This window comes from Psychrobacter sp. UBA6739 (assembly GCF_002453835.1).
In the GTDB taxonomy this organism is placed as follows: Bacteria; Pseudomonadota; Gammaproteobacteria; order Pseudomonadales; family Moraxellaceae; genus Psychrobacter; species Psychrobacter immobilis_A.
In genome coordinates, this window is record NZ_DKHR01000054.1 from 1 (window position 1) to 19172 (window position 19172).

General features: G+C 44.4%; 15 protein-coding genes and 2 pseudogenes. 6 read left to right on the forward strand and 11 right to left on the reverse strand.

Going from position 1 to position 19172, the window contains the following annotated elements; genetic code table 11:
• Together tuf and rimI are read left to right on the forward strand one after the other, a co-directional pair.
• A pseudogene (gene tuf, locus B2575_RS11610) lies at positions 1-349 on the forward strand (elongation factor Tu); the annotation flags it as partial.
• Between the two features lie 181 nt (positions 350-530).
• Positions 531-1028 (forward strand): ribosomal protein S18-alanine N-acetyltransferase, encoded by a 498-nt coding sequence (rimI, locus tag B2575_RS11615; protein ID WP_296242183.1) that lies wholly within the window; start codon positions 531-533, stop codon positions 1026-1028.
• Between the two features lie 63 nt (positions 1029-1091).
• Here rimI and B2575_RS11620 read toward each other — a convergent pair whose 3' ends face one another.
• The 3 genes from B2575_RS11620 to trxB all read right to left on the reverse strand — a co-directional run bounded on the left by B2575_RS11620 (position 1092) and on the right by trxB (position 3455).
• Positions 1092-1526 carry a MerR family transcriptional regulator gene (locus tag B2575_RS11620; protein ID WP_045447676.1) on the reverse strand — a complete coding sequence of 145 codons (435 nt, stop codon included), beginning with the start codon at positions 1524-1526 and terminating at the stop codon, positions 1092-1094.
• Between the two features lie 96 nt (positions 1527-1622).
• The gene (aat, locus tag B2575_RS11625) at positions 1623-2432 is read right to left on the reverse strand and encodes a leucyl/phenylalanyl-tRNA--protein transferase (RefSeq protein ID WP_201580930.1); all 810 of its coding nucleotides are present in this window, start codon (positions 2430-2432) and stop codon (positions 1623-1625) included.
• Entirely contained in the window at positions 2433-3455 is a 1023-nt protein-coding gene (gene trxB, locus B2575_RS11630; protein ID WP_045456114.1) for a thioredoxin-disulfide reductase, read from the reverse strand.
• Positions 3456-4024: 569 nt separating this feature from the next.
• Here trxB and B2575_RS11635 point away from each other — a divergent pair.
• The 3 genes and pseudogenes from B2575_RS11635 to B2575_RS11645 all read left to right on the forward strand — a co-directional run bounded on the left by B2575_RS11635 (position 4025) and on the right by B2575_RS11645 (position 9119).
• Entirely contained in the window at positions 4025-4546 is a 522-nt protein-coding gene (locus tag B2575_RS11635; RefSeq protein WP_296242189.1) for a DNA translocase FtsK 4TM domain-containing protein, read from the forward strand.
• 1342 nt (positions 4547-5888) lie between these two features.
• Positions 5889-7409 (forward strand): annotated as a pseudogene (locus B2575_RS13540) (DNA translocase FtsK); the annotation flags it as partial.
• A 216-nt stretch (positions 7410-7625) separates the two neighbouring features.
• On the forward strand, positions 7626-9119 hold the full coding sequence (locus B2575_RS11645; RefSeq protein ID WP_296242193.1) for an amidase: 1494 nt from the start codon (positions 7626-7628) through the stop codon (positions 9117-9119).
• A 31-nt stretch (positions 9120-9150) separates the two neighbouring features.
• Here B2575_RS11645 and B2575_RS11650 read toward each other — a convergent pair whose 3' ends face one another.
• From B2575_RS11650 to dapC, 8 genes are all read right to left on the reverse strand, one after another.
• Entirely contained in the window at positions 9151-10044 is an 894-nt protein-coding gene (locus tag B2575_RS11650; RefSeq protein ID WP_296242195.1) for a DODA-type extradiol aromatic ring-opening family dioxygenase, read from the reverse strand.
• 140 nt (positions 10045-10184) lie between these two features.
• Complete coding sequence (gene rlmH, locus B2575_RS11655) at positions 10185-10673, reverse strand: 23S rRNA (pseudouridine(1915)-N(3))-methyltransferase RlmH (protein ID WP_296242197.1); 489 nt, start codon at positions 10671-10673, stop codon at positions 10185-10187.
• A 129-nt stretch (positions 10674-10802) separates the two neighbouring features.
• Entirely contained in the window at positions 10803-11351 is a 549-nt protein-coding gene (locus B2575_RS11660) for a DUF421 domain-containing protein (RefSeq protein ID WP_296242199.1), read from the reverse strand.
• Positions 11352-11498: 147 nt separating this feature from the next.
• On the reverse strand, positions 11499-12014 hold the full coding sequence (locus tag B2575_RS11665) for an ABZJ_00895 family protein (RefSeq protein WP_296242201.1): 516 nt from the start codon (positions 12012-12014) through the stop codon (positions 11499-11501).
• 43 nt (positions 12015-12057) lie between these two features.
• A complete protein-coding gene (gene dacB, locus B2575_RS11670) occupies positions 12058-14076 on the reverse strand; it encodes a D-alanyl-D-alanine carboxypeptidase/D-alanyl-D-alanine endopeptidase (protein ID WP_296242203.1) in 2019 nt (672 codons plus the stop codon).
• 119 nt (positions 14077-14195) lie between these two features.
• Positions 14196-14801 (reverse strand): 3'-5' exonuclease, encoded by a 606-nt coding sequence (locus B2575_RS11675; RefSeq protein WP_238049699.1) that lies wholly within the window; start codon positions 14799-14801, stop codon positions 14196-14198.
• A gap of 34 nt (positions 14802-14835) precedes the next feature.
• Positions 14836-16776 carry a DUF294 nucleotidyltransferase-like domain-containing protein gene (locus B2575_RS11680; RefSeq protein WP_296242205.1) on the reverse strand — a complete coding sequence of 647 codons (1941 nt, stop codon included), beginning with the start codon at positions 16774-16776 and terminating at the stop codon, positions 14836-14838.
• Positions 16777-16934: 158 nt separating this feature from the next.
• The gene (gene dapC / locus B2575_RS11685; RefSeq protein WP_296242208.1) at positions 16935-18203 is read right to left on the reverse strand and encodes a succinyldiaminopimelate transaminase; all 1269 of its coding nucleotides are present in this window, start codon (positions 18201-18203) and stop codon (positions 16935-16937) included.
• 257 nt (positions 18204-18460) lie between these two features.
• On the opposite strand from dapC, the gene B2575_RS11690 reads away from it, so the two are divergent.
• Positions 18461-19132: a hypothetical protein gene (locus B2575_RS11690; protein WP_296242209.1), complete on the forward strand. Its 672-nt coding sequence runs from the start codon at positions 18461-18463 to the stop codon at positions 19130-19132.
• Positions 19133-19172: the final 40 nt, after the last annotated feature.

Consider the following 19172-nt stretch of genomic DNA (forward strand, 5'->3'; position numbering starts at 1 on the left):
ACGTGGTACTAAGCGTGAAGACGTCCAACGTGGCCAAGTACTCGCTAAGCCAGGTTCAATCACGCCGCACACCAAGTTTGACGCTGAAGTATATGTGTTGAGCAAAGAAGAGGGTGGTCGTCACACACCATTCCTAAACGGCTATCGTCCACAGTTCTACTTCCGTACTACTGACGTAACTGGCGCAATCCAATTACAAGACGGTACTGAAATGGTAATGCCTGGTGATAACGTTGAGATGGGCGTAGAGCTTATCCACCCAATCGCTATGGACAAAGGTCTTCGCTTCGCAATTCGTGAAGGCGGCCGTACTGTAGGCGCTGGTGTTGTTGCTAACGTACTAAACTAATCTATCAGTCTCAGTAATGAGATTGTAAGTTAGTCAAAAAAAAGCCATCCTTGTTTAAGGGTGGCTTTTTTTTGGTTACAAAACAGATAACGGCATAATCAATATTATAATGATAAATATTTGAAATACAGTAAGTGCTATTGTATTTGGGTTTGTATAAATAATAGTAAAAGGATACATAATGTTGATGATAAAGATTTTATCAACCCAAAGTGTAGATTTTGAGCAAGTGCTGCAAGCAGTAGCGGATATTGAAGCCATCGTTCAACCGCAAGATGCTTGGGGCTATCAGACATTGGTGGAATCACTCAAACAAGATAGCATGCATCTGCTGATCGTTTATGAGCAAAAAGACAATATTATTATTAATACTACTGTGACAGGCTATTGTTTATATCAAGTGATTTTTGAACAAGCGGAGATTTTACGTATTGGCACTCATCCTGATTATCAACGTCAAGGTATTGCCTCACAAATTTTTGCCAGATTGAATACAGAATTGAGAAAGCATCAGGTGGAGAGCCTTTTATTAGAGGTGCGCGCAGATAATACGCCTGCGATAGCCTTATATGAGCAGCAAGAATTTGCTCTCATTCATAAGCGTAAAGGGTATTACCAAACTCCCCATCAACCAGCTATTGATGCCCTGATTATGCAGCGCCTGTACGTCCGAGAATAATGAATGGTATCGAATGGAGCCAAATAAACCCGCAGAATAGTAGATGGGTCGGCACTTTTATCATTATTGGGTGGGTATTTTCTTTTTACAGATTTCAATATTGAGTTTATAGTCATTATCTACTTTCATACGCTCAAGAACATCGATGCGTTCGCTTAATAGTTCTACCATGAGGCTGATATTGGCTTGCTGTTTTTGTATTTGCGCCAATTTTTGCTGAGTAAGCATCAGTTGTAAATCAACATCCAATTGACCATCGTAATAATCATTCAAGCTGTCTCTGATTTCAGTGAGTGTAAAGCCAATCGCTTGCGCACTTTTGATTAGCTCAATACGTTCGATACATTCTGGATGAAACTCGGTATATAAACGCGAGCCTGCCTGACGCTTACGAGATTTTAGCAAGCCCAGTTGGTCATAATGACGAACGGTATCTTTGGTTGTTTGAGCTTTTGTTGCCAGTGTTCCAATCAGTAAGAACGATGTGTCGGGTGCCATGATAACCTCGTCGGTAGGTAGCAGTTGATAAGGTACGAGTTAATAAAGTAGCGATTAACAAACAGACATAAGCTATCAATCACTTAGTCATCGTATTTATTTTAAGATAAGCTGCCAAGGTTCTATGGTATCAAGTAACGATACGGCGAGTGGTTTATGAGAGTTATTTTGCCATTTGACAGTGCTATTAGCCGTTAACAGATCCAATTGAGTCAAAAAGTCAGCACGCGGTAGCGTGGTTGCACCCAAGCTCATCAAATGCTCATTTGGTAGCTGACAGTCGACCAGCGCCACATGGCTTTGTTCACATAAGCGCATTAAACCCCAAAATGCGAACTTTGAGGCGTTAGAGGCGATATGAAACATCGATTCGCCAAAGTAAATGCTACCTATTTTTAGACCATAAAGCCCGCCAATGAGTTGCCCTTTATCATTCCAAACTTCAATGCTATGTGCAAATCCTTGTGCATGCAGTTCGGTATAAGCCTCAATCATTTCTTCATGAATCCAAGTATGTTCGCCCTCGGGCTGTTCATTATTGAGGCGATCACTGCGCGGTAAACTACAGGCATGAATAACGTCATCAAAAGCTTGATTCAGGGTTAATTGCCAACGCTCGCGGATGGCTTGCTTACGCAGCGACTTGCTTGGCTTATAATTGGTTGGCACCATCACACAGCGCGGCTCTGGGCACCACCATGCAATTGGTTCATCTTCATTAAACCAAGGAAACAGACCTTGCGCGTAAGCAGAAATTAATGTTTCGGCTGCCAAATCTCCTCCGACAGCGACGATGCCAATGCCGTCAGGATCAACCATCAAAGGGTCAGGAAAGTCATAACGCCCAAGACTTTTTAAGGTCTCAGGCGTGATATGCTCATTATTGTATTGAGAGAAATTACCCATTTAGGCTTCTTTATCAGCAGTCAATGTTGACGCATAAGTATGGTCAGCGGCTGTGGCTTCGCCAATCGCATCCAAGTATTTTTCAGCATCTAGCGCGGCCATACAGCCCGTACCAGCAGAAGTGATAGCTTGACGATAGACATGGTCTGCGACATCACCTGCGGCAAATACGCCTTCGATACTGGTTTGTGTGGCATTGCCGTCTAAGCCGCTTTTGACAATAAGATAGCCGTCTTTCATATCCAGCTGACCTTTAAATAAGTCTGTATTCGGTTTATGACCAATCGCGACAAACATACCAAACACGTCTAACTGTTTGGTGCTGCCATCAATCATAGATTCGATGATTACGCCATTGACGCCCATGTCATCGCCGACGACTTCTTTGACTTTATGATTCCACTCGATTTTAATATTACCGTTTTTGACCTTTTCAAACAATTTATCTTGGAGGATTTTTTCAGAGCGTAAGCTATCACGGCGATGCACCAAGGTCACTTCAGCAGCGATATTTGATAAATACAATGCTTCTTCGACAGCCGTATTACCACCACCAATCACCGCGACTTTCTGATCTTTATAAAAGAAACCATCACAAGTTGCACACGCTGATACGCCTAGGCCACGGAATTTGGTTTCTGACTCCAACCCCAAATACTGTGCTGATGCGCCAGTCGAGATAATAAGCGCATCACAAGTGTAGCTACCATTATTACCCGTCAGCTCAAAAGGGCGCACGTTTAAATTGACTTCATTGATATGGTCATAAACCAGTTCAGTACCGAAGCGCTCGGCATGGGCTTTCATGCGATCCATCAATGCAGGACCCGTTAAGTCATGCGCATCGCCCGGCCAGTTATCGACTTCAGTGGTGGTAGTTAGCTGTCCACCTACTTCCATGCCCGTGACCATGACAGGTTTGAGGTTGGCACGTGCGGCATACACAGCCGCTGCATAACCAGCAGGGCCTGAGCCTAGGATAATGAGTTTTTCGTGACGTGGAGCAGTATTGTCAGTTGCCATGAGTTATTCCTTGCTAAATATAAATGTTAAAAATATGAGTGAGCAATATGATAAAAAACAGTCTTCAAAATTGATGCTAATGGGATTTTCTAATCGCTGCGTGATAATAACATAAGGGCATTGGACGAAAAGTACAAGTTTGCTAAAACAAACACAGGTATGATTACAATCAAAGTATATTTTTCTTGAAATATTATGGTTAGAAACCGCTGGTATTTTATAGGGCTTACCTAATATGACTGTCCTTGTTCTGTTCGTTATATTTTGCAAGTGACATAGGTTTTTGCTTAAACCGTATACAGACTGATTTTATTGCACGCTTTCTTTGTAAGACGGTCGCCACTATCCCTATGTATTTGTTATTATAAGAAGTTATGCCAAGTGTGCCAAAGGCAAAAAGAAGGCTGTTGTATATCGCTTTTATAATAGACAATGTTTTCTACACACTTCGCTAAGTGCATTTGTATCAGCACTTTATATTCAATCCTTTATCAGCGCTTTATGTCAGCATGATTAGGCTTAGTCATGCATTGGCGACCATTTAGTATTAATAACAAGGCAGATCTTACGTGATATCAGCACCGCTTATTGAGTATTTAAAAAAGGGAATATTTACCCTCCTTGGGTTAATACTGGCCGTTTATCTATTTGTCATTTTGATGACATATACCAGTAACGATCCTAGTTGGTCGCATATCAGTAGCGATATGACCACGATTAATAATGTAGGCGGCGAATCGGGTGCTTGGTTATCTGACTTGCTTTATAGCTTCTTTGGTTTTGGTGCATGGTGGCTGCTAGCGTTTGTGGTTTATGAGTCTATCCTTATTTGGTGGGACAACAAGCCAACGTTTTGGCTGATGCGAGTGGTTGCTTATGTATTTTTATTATTAAGTGCCAGTGCTTTGTTTGCACAATTGGTGGCGTTAGTACAGCAATTGACCAATCCAGGAACGCTAGGGCTGGAAAGCGTGGCTGGTGGCATTATTGGGTTTGAATTACAGGCGCGTTTGGCACAGCTTTTATCGCAGTGGGGGAGTGTGATTTTCTTGACGGCATTCGTCATTATTACCGCGACNNTTTGCCTTTAATATTCATTGGCTAGCGATTTATGAGAAGGTTAAGGCGCTATCGTGGCTTGGCTCAGGGGTGAAGCGTCAGGGTAGAATGCACGATAGCGTATCAACCACGCCAGAGAATATTAATGCCAAGCAAAATGATGAAAATATAGCCAACAGTAACGCGAAAAAAGACGCAGCCGATCACGAGCAGCTGCCACTTGAGTTGCAAGTTGCTGGCAATGCTCAAGCCGTAGACAACAGCGGTCGGTTCAGCAATGTGTTGTCAGAGTTCTTGGCAACGTCAGGGTTGGCTGAGAGCGTTAAAGCTTCTGTAGTTGCCGCAACACAAGCGGCGATGCCTAATTCAGCTGCTAAATCTAGTCGTGAGAATAGTGAGCCTGTCCCTGTCTCAGTAGAAACACCTAGCAGTACTGTTCAAAATCTAGCAAGTCATACGACTACATCGACGCCGTCAAGTCCTGCCATGACTGCTATCCGTAAAGTTGAGCCAAGCTTTGCTTGGAATGACGCCAATACTGTCGATGACTTGTTAGCCAGCGAGCAAAAGGCTTATCACGCTAATAATATGAACACTTCTGATTCAGCCGCTACTACTTCTGTATATGCTGATAGCAATACTGAGTCGTTAGAGACAGCGGTGCTAGACTCTACAGCGATATCAGCCGTAGAGATGTCCGAAGCTCAACCAACAGAGAACTTGCCGTCAACAGCTCAGCCATCAATAAATGAGCTGGTATACGGTGAGACGGCTGACAAAACGGATAATGAGCTTGAATCGTTTGAGTTAGAGGATAAAGTGGAGGCCGTTGATATACTGGCCGATGCATGGTTGGCAGAGCATGCGGATGTCTCAATATCTACAGCTATGCAGTCTGTAGAAACAGGGCAACCTTCAGAAACAGTACAAGCAGCCAATATGACTGAGCTGCCCAGACAAGCAGCAGTCACAGCGCCTGCGACAGACTCATCTAATAGCGAAATGAACGACTTTACTGATAAATGGTTTGATGAAGAGTCTGAACTGTCAGAGGATTTCGAGCCTTCTTCTGTATCTAATGAAGTGAGTGTTGCCAAAACAGTAGACGTAGTTGAACCAGTTGCATCAGTCGCTGATATGACGCCGACCAATACGCCACCGTCTAATCCTAAACTGCCGCCTACGGTAGAAACCCGAGTCACAGCGTCAGCTATTGAACCAATAGTCGCGTCTAAACCAACGGTAAGTTTTGCGGTACCTGAGGGCGATAGTAGCAATCATATCACTGATATGATGCCAGAGGATGATAGCGCTGGGGATGTGAATGCGCCCGTTATGCCAGATATTAGTGATGATGCTGCCTTCAGTCAAAAATCACGCTCGATGCAAACGGCTGCCTATCGTAGTAGCCTAACGCCTATTCCAGAGATTTCTATTTTGGATAAGCCGGACCCTGATCGTAAGCCCAGTTATACCGTCGCCGAGCTTGAGCAATTGTCAGAGCTATTAGAGATTAAATTACAAGAGTTTAATGTAAAGGCGAATGTGGTCAACGCCATTCCGGGTCCTGTTGTCACCCGCTTTGAAGTCGAGCTTGCTGCTGGAGTAAAAGCCAGTAAGGTTACCGGTATTTCACGTGATTTGGCGCGCTCGTTATCGATGGCGTCTTTGCGTGTGGTTGAAGTCATTCCGGGTAAGCCGTATATCGGTATCGAAGTACCCAATAAGCAGCGCGAAATGGTACGTTTGATTGAGCTATTGAATACCGAAAAATTCCAAGATCCTAAAGCCCAAATCAGCATGGCGATGGGTAAGGATATCGGTGGTAATGCAATCATTACTGACCTTGCGCGCGCGCCGCATATGTTGGTTGCTGGGACTACAGGTTCGGGTAAGTCGGTATTGGTCAACTCGATGCTACTATCGATGCTACTCAAATATACGCCAAATGAGCTGCGTCTCATTTTGATTGATCCAAAGCAGCTTNNTGAGCTTGCCAACTATAATGATATCCCGCATCTATTAACACCAGTCGTCACCGATATGACTGAAGCGGCCAGTGCTTTGTCATGGTGCGTGGCAGAGATGGAACGTCGCTATCAACTGATGAGTTTACTCAAAGTGCGTAAGCTTAATGAGTTTAATAAAAAGGTCATTGCTGCTGAAAAATCGGGCAATCCGATGCTTGATCCTTTATGGCGACCTAATGACAGTGTGAGTATCAGCCAAGCACCGAAGCTAAAAACTTTGCCGATGATTGTCATTGTCGCGGATGAGTTTGCCGATATGATTATGCAGGTTGGTAAACAAGCCGAAGAGCTTATCACCCGCTTGGCACAAAAATCACGCGCAGCAGGTATTCATTTAATGCTTGCTACCCAGCGTCCGTCGGTCGATGTCATTACTGGTTTGATTAAAGCCAATATTCCCGTGCGGGCGGCACTACGAGTAAACTCAAAAGTAGATTCGCGGACGATTCTGGACAGTGGCGGTGCCGAAGACATGCTGGGTAATGGTGACATGCTATTTTTAGGGCCTGGGCAAATTGAGCCAGATCGTGTGCATGGTGCCTATGTCAGCGATGAAGAGGTCAATCGTGTTTGTGATGCGTGGCGTGAACGCGGTGCGCCCGATTATATTGATAATATGGCAGGCAACTTTGAACTGTCTAGTCCTAGTGGCGGTGGTAGTACGGCTAACGCCTCTGGTGAGGACGACGACCTTTATAACGATGCTGTGGCCTTTATTATGGAGACGCGAAAAGTTTCTGCTTCTAGTATCCAGCGTAAATTTAGCATCGGCTATAACCGTGCCGCACGTATTGTAGATTCCATGGAGGACGCGGGATTGGTCAGCTCAATGGGCAAAAGCGGTAAGCGTGAGTTGTTGATGTAAAAGATGATGAGTTTGATTAATTATAAAAAGCGAGTCACGAGAGTGGCTCGTCTTTTTTATTGAAGAAATATGATAGCGCTCATATCTGAATAACCAATCAGTTTTTTTATCAATTATCAGCACTCGTTTTTTATACTAAACTGACCTTTGTTGATAGCATAAATATCACTCAATTTTCAGAAATTTTAGGTTCATTACTCAGCAAGGATGCAGGTTATGTTTAAAGAATATACCCAATATGATGCCATAGCATTGGCGGCATTGGTCAATGCAGGTGAAGTCAGCGCTAAAGAGTTGTTAGATGCTGCCGTCTATCAAGCCAATACACTCAATCCAAAATTGAACGCCATCATCCATCGTTTTGATGAGCGTGCTTATCATGCTGCACAGGCGGGATTACCCTCAGGTATATTTAATGGTGTGCCTCATCTGCTCAAAGATTTGTCATTTGGCTTTGCCGATGAGCCAATCACGATGGGCAGTCGTAGTGTTAATATCATCTCTGAGAGCGACAGTGAAATCGTCAAGCGTATGAAAGCCACAGGTGTGAATACCTTCGGCAAAACCAATACGCCAGAATTTGGTTTAATCATTACCACCGAACCAAAAGCCCATGGTGCGACTCATAACCCTTTCAAAAAAGGTTACAGCTCTGGCGGCTCATCGGGCGGTAGTGCCGCGTCAGTGGCGAGCGGTATCGTACCGATGGCGGGCGCGGGTGATGGTGGTGGCTCAATACGTTTCCCTGCTGCTTGGTGCGGCGCGTTTGGACTCAAACCCAGCCGTGGTCGTAACCCAATAGGCCCTAAATTTGGGGAAGGCTGGGAAGGTGCAGTCGCAGATCACGTGATTACCCGCAGCGTACGTGACAGTGCCGCGATGCTCGATGCTACAAATGGCGCAGAGATTGGTGCGCCTTATGTCATCGAGCCACCTGATGGCACATTTTTGCAAGCAGCGATGCGCGCACCAAGGCAATTAACTATTGCCTTACATCAACAGCCATTGATTGCCAATACTGTGGTGGATAAAGAAGTGTTAGCCGTATTAGAGCAAACGGCTAAGCAGCTAGAAGCCATGGGTCATCGTGTCATACCCGCTGAGCCGAATATTAATATCGAGCAGTTTTGGCATGACTTTATAGTGGTGGTCTGCACCCATACCGCTTTTACCATTGATAATATCGAGCGTGACTTTGGGGCAGAACATATCAAAAACCTAGAGCCTCAAACCTATAATATGGCATTGCTGGGTCGCTCATTATCAGCCGTTGATTTGGCGCATGCTAAGCATGGTTGGCATCACAGTCAGTATCAAACTGGTTTGCTACTCGAAACCTATGACATGATTTTATGTCCGACCGTGCCGACACCTGCAGTTAAGCATGGTGTATTGCCACCAAGTCGTATGGATGAAATGCTCATGCGTAGCGCAGGATTGCTCAATAAGGGCATCGATATGGGTAAGTATGCCTTTAGCTCAGGTATGATCGAAAAGCTTAGTCAGCCTGTACTGGGCAAAATGGCCTTTACACTACTGGGTAATATCACAGGATTGCCAGCGATGTCATTACCGGTAGGAATGAGTAAAAAAGGTTTGCCAATTGGGATGCAGCTGATTGGGCGTATGAATGATGAAGCGACATTATTCAGTGTGGCAGGGGAGATGGAACGAGCAGGGTTGTTTACCAAGGCAGCCTTTGAGAAGTAAGTTTGCATTCTATTGATTAAGTAATGATTACTTAATCAAATCGATAAATATCCATGCCTAAGCTATGATGCGCCATGCTTTGATGGACAACTGAGACACGCTGACCTGTACCTAGAGCAAAAAACAATGGCAACAGATGCTCGTCACTCGGATGAATATCTTTATAGTCAGGATATTGCTGCCAATCTAAAGCACTAGGAATGTCTGTTTTGAGCTGTTGTAGCAGCCATTGCTTAAATGCTTTAGCCGTTTGGTCAACACTATTTGCTTGCCAGCGTAATGCTTGCAGATTATGGGTAATGTTACCTGAACCGATGATCAGTATTTGCTCTTCACGTAGGCGCGCCAGCTGCGCACCCAATTGATAACAGGCGATACTGTCATAATGCTGCGGTAGAGAAACCTGTACGATAGGTATCTCAGCCTCTGGATATAAGTGCCTGAGCGGTGCCCATACCCCATGATCGCAAGCCCGCACCGGATTGACGCTACAAGTAATACCGCGTGCAGTGAGCTGCTGGGCAAGGGATTCAGCAAGTGCTGGCTGACCAGATGCAGGGTATTGAAGCTCATATAGCTCAGGCGGAAAACCTGAAAAGTCGTGCCAAGTCTTGGGTTGAGGATTACTGCTTATTTCGAGTTTGGCGGATTGCCAATGCGCTGACATAATCAGGATGGCACGTGGCTTTGGTAAGTTTTGCCCGATACGTGCCAGTGCACTGGTCGTGGCAGATTGTTCAATGGCAAGCGTGGGTGCACCATGCGAGATAAACAATGCTGGTAGCTTAGCTACATTTGACCCTGAAGCAGATACATCTGTCCAAACACCAGTCGCCGTGATCGGCGTTGGCGAATGAGAGTAGGAATCATCAGACTGATGGAGTGAATGAGAGGCGTTAGGTGTCGCGCGTTTTGGATATTTCATGTAGCGTTTATTAGGGCGCTCAGTGGTTTTTCAATCCTTTTTATCATTGATATTGTCATTGATATTGTTGCCCATAAACTATCAGCACAGAATCTCGGCAAAAAATATTAGCACAGAGTATGGCAGTGTTTAATGACTGCTTAATTGCCACGATGATAAGGATGGTTATTATTGATACTCATCGCGCGATACAACTGTTCCATTAGCACAACACGTACCAACGGATGCGGTAATGTCAGCGCTGATAGTGACAATTTTACATCGGCTTTGGCTAATACTTCTGGCGATACGCCGTCTGCACCGCCGATCACCAGCGCAATATCATCGCCTTGCTGCATGCCATCAGCTAATTTATCAGCCAGTCCCTCTGTCGAAATAATTTTACCTTTGACATCCAATACCCATAGTTGCTCACGCCCTGAGGCATTATGAGCGGCTAATATTGCCTGTCCTTCTTGCTCACGGTATTGTGCCAAATTGGCATCAGACGGGTTCTTTGCACGCTTTGCGGCAGCAATTTCCACGATTTCTGTGCTGAGCATAGGCTGGATACGCTTAAAATACTCATCGAACCCCGTCTGTACCCATTTAGGCATTTTATTACCGACGGTTAAAATCCTTACTTTCATAGCCAGTACCACTTTAATTTTAGTCATTAGTAAAATGTAACAAAAGAATTTTATGCTTAAGTAAACATAACAAACAAGATTTTACGAAGCTTTTTTTATGCTTTACTAATCTTCGATAAACAATAGGTCTTACATCAAAGGCTGTATGGTTTGCGAGACACTATCTTCTGTATTTTGGTCATTACCACTCGCATCAGTTGGGCTGGGTTTTGGAATAATAGTAAGCTTGGCATCAGATTCAAAAACAATGGCTTCAACATCATCGAAACTATGCACTCCTTCAGAGCGCATCGCACATTCAATCTCTTGACGAGTCAGCCGCTCAGCGCGCATCGCATCTGGTAAAAACTGCCCTTGATAAAAAACAATACGCGGCTCTGATAAAATAAAGCTGCTAAATTGCGGTGAGATAGAGGCGTATTTGGTGACCAAAAACTGCAATAGATAAAGCACTAAAATCGATGAAACTCCTTCGACAAAGGGAATGTCTTTGAGCAGAATAGTACTGGCACCAAGTGAACCGATCATCACGGTGACGATCCAATCAAAATTATTGAGCTGCGAGGTGGAGCGTTTACCTGAGACTTTGGTCACCAGTACGATCAACACATAAACCATGACTGTCGTCAAAACGATGCGTCCAAGCTTGTCTATATTGTCAAAAAAAACCATGTCCATGATAAATGCTCCTATTAAAATATAAAACCGTTAATCACCCACAATCATTCAAAAGGTTACTCATTAAAGTTAGCCTAACGGATTTTATGTATTAATAGGAAGAAAAATTTGTAGCACCTTGTAGAAATTCGGCTGAGGTTTCCTCGCTCACATAGTTTTGCGTTTAGGGTCAAGCAGGCGATTGATCGCCCAAAGACTGATGCGAGCACTGACCAGTGTCAGCACCAATATCATCACCAGCGATGAGACCAATGGCAATGGTTGCTGGACGGCCATCTCCAGTAGAACTTCGCGATTTACCGCATCAAACAACCAAAACCATATGGCTAAGAAGTAAATGACAGTCAGTAGCCCGACCACCGCGACGCCGCCAAACATTAAGCGATTGATTTCACCGCTATTCAATGCGCGCTGCTGATGTTTGACAAATTTATGAACCGCGATATAAGCGCCGATAATGATAGACAATACCGTTACTAGTTGCGAATTCACAGCAAGCTTGGTTTGAATCATCATAAATATTGCGCTGGCAAGCGTATAGCCTATCGCGAAATATCCTATATATTGTGCCAATTTAGGCTGCGCTGACTCATGGTTTTTCGGCAGCGGCTCGCCACCTGAATGAGTCTTGGATTTATTGAGATTGGTTGTCTTGCGTGACATAAGTGAACCTTTATAAAGGTGAAAAATAGGATGTGAAAAACACTTAATGCTGCGCCGTCCAATCAAGCATCGCATCTAGCACGGGTCTGGCTGTATAAGCGTTATGTGCTTGCTCACTATTGATGAGTCCAACCACGACATAATCCTGTCCTGACAATCCTTTGACATAGCCTGCCATCGAGGTGACGTTGTTTAAGGTACCTGTTTTTATCCACGCACGACCAATGGCTGCTGATTCTGGTAGGCGTTCACTATGAGCGGTAATGGTGCCACTGACGCCAGCGATACCTAACGAGTTGACGTAAGCGTCAAAACTTGGATGGCTATAAGCATAAGTTAATAGCTCGCTTAGGTTGGCAGCTGTGATGGTACAGTCGCGGCAGAGTCCTGAACCATTGGTCAAATAGGGCGGCTGTGTGCTTAGATTGGTCTGCCACCATTGATTAATAGTTTGCAATGCGACAGGATAGCTCGTCGCAGTCGGCTTGCCAAATTGATACAAGCTATATGAACGATTAATAGCTTTATCGAGTGTTTTATTATCAGCTTTGTCATAAACACCAATCGATAGCGCCACTTGCTCAGTCATCACATTGTTTGAAAAGTGATTGATATCGTAAATCTGCTGCGTCAAATTCAACGATGGGTAGCTGACAATAGGCAGCGGTGATATAGGAAGTGCTGCCAAACCATGCGTTGATTTGGTGCTTTTCGTTGTAATGTAAGGTGCTTCTTGAGTGATGACATTACCACTTAGCGTATTGCCTAGCTCTTGCCATTTTGCGGCAATAACGCGTGCGGCAAAGTCTTTGGCATCAGGATAAGCCACATAAAAAGCATGCTCTTGGCAGCTGTTTGGCAAATGAGTATTTAACACCAATTGTTTTGTTTGCCACTCGGGTGCGAGACTATAACGCGCTTGCCCACAGGCCGCCGAACGCGTATTTATGATGCTGGGCAAATCATAATTTGCTAATTTTGGTGTATAAGTCAGATTTGCTTGGTCATCGTTTAACGGATAGCTTTTAATACCGATGGTACTAAAATTCACCAAAAAACCATCGGGACTGGCGTTATAAGGACGTAGTGGCGAGTTGTCAAAGCCGGCAGGGTCTTTACTGACATTTTTAAAGACGCCACTGTCAATGATAATGTCACCGTCGATATGACGGATGCCTGACGACTGTACTTTATAAAGGAGCTGTTTTAAACGCTCGTGAGTCATTTTTGGATCGCCGCTGCCTTGGATAATCAAATCGCCATGCAGACGGTCGCCGATGACAAGGCCTGTATGATAGACACGGGTATGCCAGACAAAATCAGCGCCTAGGGTGTCTAAAGCAATAAAGCTGGGAACGAGTTTCATGGTGCTGGCAGGCGTGCGAGCGATATCAGCTTGATGGTTCAGTAATGGTGAAAATGAAATTTTTATGGAGGTATTATCAGTACTGATGTCACCAGTTTTATTATTACTGTTACTGGTGTTGTTGTCGTTAATGACAGCTGTTTTTGCCTCATTACCCAATATCGTTGGGATGCTTTCTAAGCTTTGATAAGTATAAGGATCATCGGTGTAGGCATGCAGTTTTTTCTCATGCTTTTCAATGGTACGCTGCTCAATAGTAATCAGCGTACTCTGTTGGCGCAAATGGTTATTACTGGTTTTGTCATTATTATTTTGCGTGGTTTTTTGAGAATTACTTTTTATATCAGCATTTATATTGGCAGTCGGTTTTGGCTGAAGAGCGGGTTTAGGTGAGCGGTGCGTGCTGCTGCTATCAATAACCTGAATGGGAGCGGGCAGGTGACTGGCATTTTTATCACCGACTGGTGTGACGATAATACTAATATCAGCTTCTGTTAAATCGGCTCGTGATAATGCTGCTTCGATGGCTTTTGGTAGTGCTGCTTGCACATGGATGGGCAATAGTGTCGCCGTTGCTAATAACGCCATGATAGGTACGGATTTAGCAGGCGGCTTCGACGGTCGCAGATAACGAAAAAAAGGGGATAATTTGGCAGTAAAAGCAGAGGAATGACGGAGTTTAGAGGTGGGTCGCATGAGCATCTTTCATCAGGTGGCAAAAACAGCCTATGGTAACATGAGTTGACGTTTTCGCGTAGATGGCAGGCGTAGATGAAAACCTATTTTTATCTGAATTTTTAAAATACGCACACACGCTAGCGCACATGTAAAAATGCCATGGCGGTCATGATGGCATCGTTGTAAGCATCGTGAGCGCCTAGATCGGGTATATTATAATGCGCTAAAATATTGGTCAGATGCTGCGCTTGGATAGATAGCCCTTGGGTTTGACCACTCATGCGCCGACTATATAAATGGCGCAAATCGATGACTTCGTTGGGTAATGCTGTGCCCATATAGCGTTTGACCAGAGGGTTTAAAAACGCTGTGTCTAAACTCGTACAAAACCCCACAATTGGGCGATTACCTATAAATGGCAACAACAGCGCCAGCATCTCATCGTAGCTCATACCATGCTCAACATCGGCAGTACGTAGACCGTGAATCACAATGGTGTCACGGTCTGGCATCACAGGTGGTCTGCATACGATATGCATGCCATTGCCAGTGTCGATTGTATTGTCATTGATATGAATCGCGGCGACAGACAATAAATGGTGATTTTTTGGATTGAGTCCCGTCATTTCGCAGTCAATCGCTATCCATTGCTTAGCCACAGGTTTGGTAAACATCGATGCCAATTCTGGGCGCTGTAGCTGCGTTTTTTGCCAAGCGCAGGATAACTGTGTTAGCCAACTCATAGTTGTCGCTCATCCATTTATGCGATTGTTGTACTTATGCGAGCTCTAGTTGATAATGCTGACGTAGCTGGTTTTTAAAGCTTTTAACAACGGCCAAACATTCTTTTAATAAGTCGCGCTCAAGCGCGGTCAAGGTCATTGGGTTGACTTGCCGTGCATGTTTATCATCGGTTGATAGGGCGACTGATAGGCGCTGTGCCATAAAAAACTCCAAGGCTTCTAGTAAAGTATCCGCTCGCTCTTGGGTCAAGGCGCGCGCTTGTACCAAAGCTTTCAGACGATTTTTACTACTGGGCAGCTCTAAGATATCGTTTTCTAATGCCAAGGTACGAATGCCATGAACCAGTGGAAAGATACCGGCTTTCTTTAGGTCAATGTCTTCTGACCCGGATTTACCACCAAGCAAAGGCACGAACTTTTGCCACCACTGATTGACATCACCGAACTGTAGCGCGGCGCGCGCGAACTGGCGTACAAACATAGGGTCTGACTGCCTGTGGGCAACCTTTAAATGTTGACGCACCTGAGTCAATAATGACTCATCTCCGCAGACATATTCGCCATCGAGTATGGCGGACAAATAAATACCATGCATGGGATCCGTATTTCTAAACCATAAACCAATCTGGGCATTAAACTGTTTTAGCGGCTGTCGCCACATAGGGTTGGTCATCATGATATTACCATCGCACAGTGGATAACCGAGGTCTGCTAAATGCTGATTAAAAGTATCCGCAAATTCTGGCAGATCAGGGTGAGTATAGCCGTCACGTAAGATGAGCGCATTGTCTTGGTCAGTACGCATGATTTGCTCACCGCGCCCCTCGGAGCCCATCACGATCAGGCAGGTATTTGTCATGACCTCATCAGGCACGATAAGTTGCCAGAGCTTAGTAAATACCTGTGCATTCAAGGTCTGTACCATGCGGCTGATATTACCGATTTTGACACCGTTTTGATGTTGGGCGCGAATGTAACGACCGATAAGCTCGACGGCAGTATCTAAGCTCGATAAGTCTTTTGCTTGCTCGATTTGGATACTAATGAGCTGTGAATGATGACCAATATGCGCAAGCATATCGCTTTGTCCCAATATACCGACGACATCTCCATTTTGATCAATCACTGGTAGCCGATGGATACGATAGCGGGTCATGGTCAATAATGCATCGCCAATCTCATCACCGGCTTTGATGGTACGCAAGTTGAAATTAGCATAGCGCTGGCAGGGGGTAGTGGCTGGATCTTGTTGGTCACTCACGGCGCGGCAAATATCGGTATCGGTCAAAATACCCAATAGATGACCAGTACCATATTGCACCTCGCCCTCGTTTTTTAGGTGGTTTAAGGGTTGCACCAGTACATGTTTTAGCCCCGCTTTCGTCATGATAGACGCGGCTTCGTACAAGCTGTTATTGGCGTTGACGATATGGACTGGCAATAGATTGACGTCAATGACGGGCTGCAACATGATTTGCTGCACTTCTTGTTGATCATTGTAGCTAGCAGAGACTATGGATTTATTATTGCGGCGCTGCTGTAATGCCTTTAGCCGTTCGGGCAATTTGTCTGACAGCATTTGGCGCACTAGATGATTTTGGGCGCTGATTTTATCGACTGCGCTACCAGCGACTTGGAGCAGCAAGGTATCCTCAGCGGCTCGAAACTGATAGGTCTGCAGGGCTTTAGTATTAAGGCTATTTTCAGTCAATGATTCAGGCAGACGACGGCTGTCGAACCAGTCGTTATTATTGAGATGGTCGGAGTGATTACTACCCAAGTAAGAGGCAACAAACTCACCATCAAGCAATTGCTCAATCTGCCCTTTAATGACCACATACAGATATTGCAACTCTTCGGCAGTTAGATTCTCATTTTTGGCAAGGTAGCGGATTTGGGTGTTTTTTCTGATGCTTTGGCGTTCAGCCAGACTCAATACGTCAAAGGGCGGCTGGGTAAAATCAAGATGGGGCATGGCATCATCCTTGATGGCATATTTGTTAAAAGATAATCGATGATAAAAGACACTTTACTATAGCATTATTAAAGCAAAAAACCTCTAATAGCCACAGTAATATTGTGGCTATTAGAGGTTGCTGTTTTTTTGAAAGCTTTTGTGTATAAAGCGACTGCTTATGCGCCTAGTAATTTTCGAATACGGTTTATTGCTTCACGGCTTTCATCAACACTCGCAACGAGCGCAATGCGCACATAGCCTTGCCCAGGGTTTTTGCCATCAATATCACGTGACAGATAGCGCCCTGCTAGTGCGTGGATATTGGCCTGCTCGTACAGTGCTTTGACAAACCGCTCATCATCCCCATCGAATGGCTCAGGGACCTTTATCCAAAAGTAAAATCCAGCCTCAGGCATTCGTAACTCTAGTAACTCACCAAGCTCAGACATCCACAAGGCAAACTTTTCTTGATACAGAGCGCGATTGTGTGCCACATGCTTTTCATCTTGCCATGCAGCGATCGAGGCAAGCTGATGTGGTATCGGCATCGCACAGCCTTGATAAGTACGATATTGCAGGTAAGCTTGCAAAATATTGGCATCACCTGCCACAAACCCTGAGCGCAAACCAGGCAGGTTTGAACGCTTAGATAAAGAGTGAAAGACAATACAATTTTTGAAATCATGACGACCGAGGGCAGCGCAGGCTTGCAATAGTCCAATCGGCGCCGTATCAAAATACAGCTCGCTATAGCACTCGTCACTGGCAATAATAAAATCGTACTGATCTGACAGACGAATGAGATATTCCCAATCCTCCATCGTCATGACCGAGCCCGTCGGATTGTTCGGACTACAAACAAACAGCAACTGCGTGCGCGCCCAAACATCTTTTGGTACGGCGCGATAGTCACCTTTAAAGTCATCGTCTAGTGTGCAAGGCACAAAATAAGGCTTGGCTTGCGCCAGTATCGCTGCACCCTCATATATTTGGTAAAAAGGGTTGGGCATGACTATTGTAGGAACAGTCGTAGGAGCAGCCATGGGAGAAACGGCAGATAACGGGTCAGAGACAGATAGAGGACTACTTTCTGTATCGCTTACTTTATGATCAACGACTGCTTGTACCAGACTAAAAATAGCCTCGCGTGTGCCCATTACTGGCAATACTTGCGTGTTGGCATCGACATGGTTCAAAAAGAAGCGTTTTTCTAGCCAATGCGCGATGGTTTGGCGCAGCTCAAACATGCCATTAGTCGTTGGATAAAGACTTATTTTGTCCAAATTTTCACGTAGTACGTCCAGCACGAACGCTGGCGGCTCATGTTTTGGTTCACCAATACCGAGCTTGATTTCACTGCAGTCATGGGCTGGCACACTGTTAGCAAGCAATGTCGCCATCTTTGCAAAAGGATAAGGATGCAGGTACGTTAAGTTGTGATTCATAAGTAGGGTAACTATAATAGACAATTAATAATAAAGTTATAAAGAAAAATTACATTTAAGCAGTGTAGCACTTCTCTTATTTTTTGTCTTTTACTTCTCATGCTCAAGCTGCTTAGCTATTTAACCATAAATTATAATAACTAATGAAGCCGTCACAGATTTGAAAATCTTAAAAAAAGCTTATCAATTGATAACTTATAACAATACAAAAAACTGCTGTCAGCCCTAATGATAGATTATGGTGAGGATAATTTGATATGCCTAGTATCTCAAAAACTAATGATCTTAACGCGACAGATATTCAAGATGAAAATTTTGATGATGCGCAACAGCGAACCAAATTGTACGAATTATTAAAACAGCGGGAGCAAAGCTGGTGGCAAGCTCGCCAGCAATTAATTAGCCATAAAGAACGAAAAATGTTTTGGTATGGTGAAAACAGCTTGATGATGTGGTTACTGTGGCAACTGGTTAGTTACGTGATCGTTGCGATGGTGCTGATGTTGCTTAGCAATCAGCTCGGTATTTTACTGCCTTTATGGCAATATATTGCCTTATTTTTCTTACAGACAGTGATTTTTGTGGCCATGCTCGCGTCCAAAAGTCGAATGGCAGACAGCTTGCAACGTAAAATCGATAAAGATGAGTTGATGCGTGAAGAGGCACTGAATGAGATGATTATCTTAGCAGAGGACAGCCTTTATCCCGATGTGCACGCTAAATCGCCTATTTCTCTAAGACAAATCTATGAGTGTTTTGGCAGAGATTTTCATTTAGCAAGTTTACATTGTTTGCTGCAAAAAGAGGTCAACGCTGGCCGCTTAATACTCACGCAAAAACAGATAGAAGCAGAGATTCTGCCACCAGATCTTGCGGATGATGAGCTCAATGAGCACGCTAGCGAAATGATATATAAAAGCACCTTATAAAAGGTGCTTTTGGTATTAATGGGTTAAACAATACAAAGCA

Bases quoted from the DNA above. Each gene is read 5' to 3' on its own strand.
- B2575_RS11665 (WP_296242201.1), bottom strand. From the start codon at position 12,014: ATGTCACGCAAGACAACCAATCTCAATAAATCCAAGACTCATTCAGGT.
- rimI (WP_296242183.1), top strand. From the start codon at position 531: ATGTTGATGATAAAGATTTTATCAACCCAAAGTGTAGATTTTGAGCAA.
- rlmH (WP_296242197.1), bottom strand. From the start codon at position 10,673: ATGAAAGTAAGGATTTTAACCGTCGGTAATAAAATGCCTAAATGGGTA.
- B2575_RS11680 (WP_296242205.1), bottom strand. From the start codon at position 16,776: ATGCCCCATCTTGATTTTACCCAGCCGCCCTTTGACGTATTGAGTCTG.
- B2575_RS11650 (WP_296242195.1), bottom strand. From the start codon at position 10,044: ATGAAATATCCAAAACGCGCGACACCTAACGCCTCTCATTCACTCCAT.
- B2575_RS11620 (WP_045447676.1), bottom strand. From the start codon at position 1,526: ATGGCACCCGACACATCGTTCTTACTGATTGGAACACTGGCAACAAAA.
- aat (WP_201580930.1), bottom strand. From the start codon at position 2,432: ATGGGTAATTTCTCTCAATACAATAATGAGCATATCACGCCTGAGACC.
- dapC (WP_296242208.1), bottom strand. From the start codon at position 18,203: ATGAATCACAACTTAACGTACCTGCATCCTTATCCTTTTGCAAAGATG.
- B2575_RS11675 (WP_238049699.1), bottom strand. From the start codon at position 14,801: ATGAGTTGGCTAACACAGTTATCCTGCGCTTGGCAAAAAACGCAGCTA.
- trxB (WP_045456114.1), bottom strand. From the start codon at position 3,455: ATGGCAACTGACAATACTGCTCCACGTCACGAAAAACTCATTATCCTA.
- B2575_RS11645 (WP_296242193.1), top strand. From the start codon at position 7,626: ATGTTTAAAGAATATACCCAATATGATGCCATAGCATTGGCGGCATTG.
- B2575_RS11660 (WP_296242199.1), bottom strand. From the start codon at position 11,351: ATGGACATGGTTTTTTTTGACAATATAGACAAGCTTGGACGCATCGTT.
- dacB (WP_296242203.1), bottom strand. From the start codon at position 14,076: ATGCGACCCACCTCTAAACTCCGTCATTCCTCTGCTTTTACTGCCAAA.
- B2575_RS11690 (WP_296242209.1), top strand. From the start codon at position 18,461: ATGCCTAGTATCTCAAAAACTAATGATCTTAACGCGACAGATATTCAA.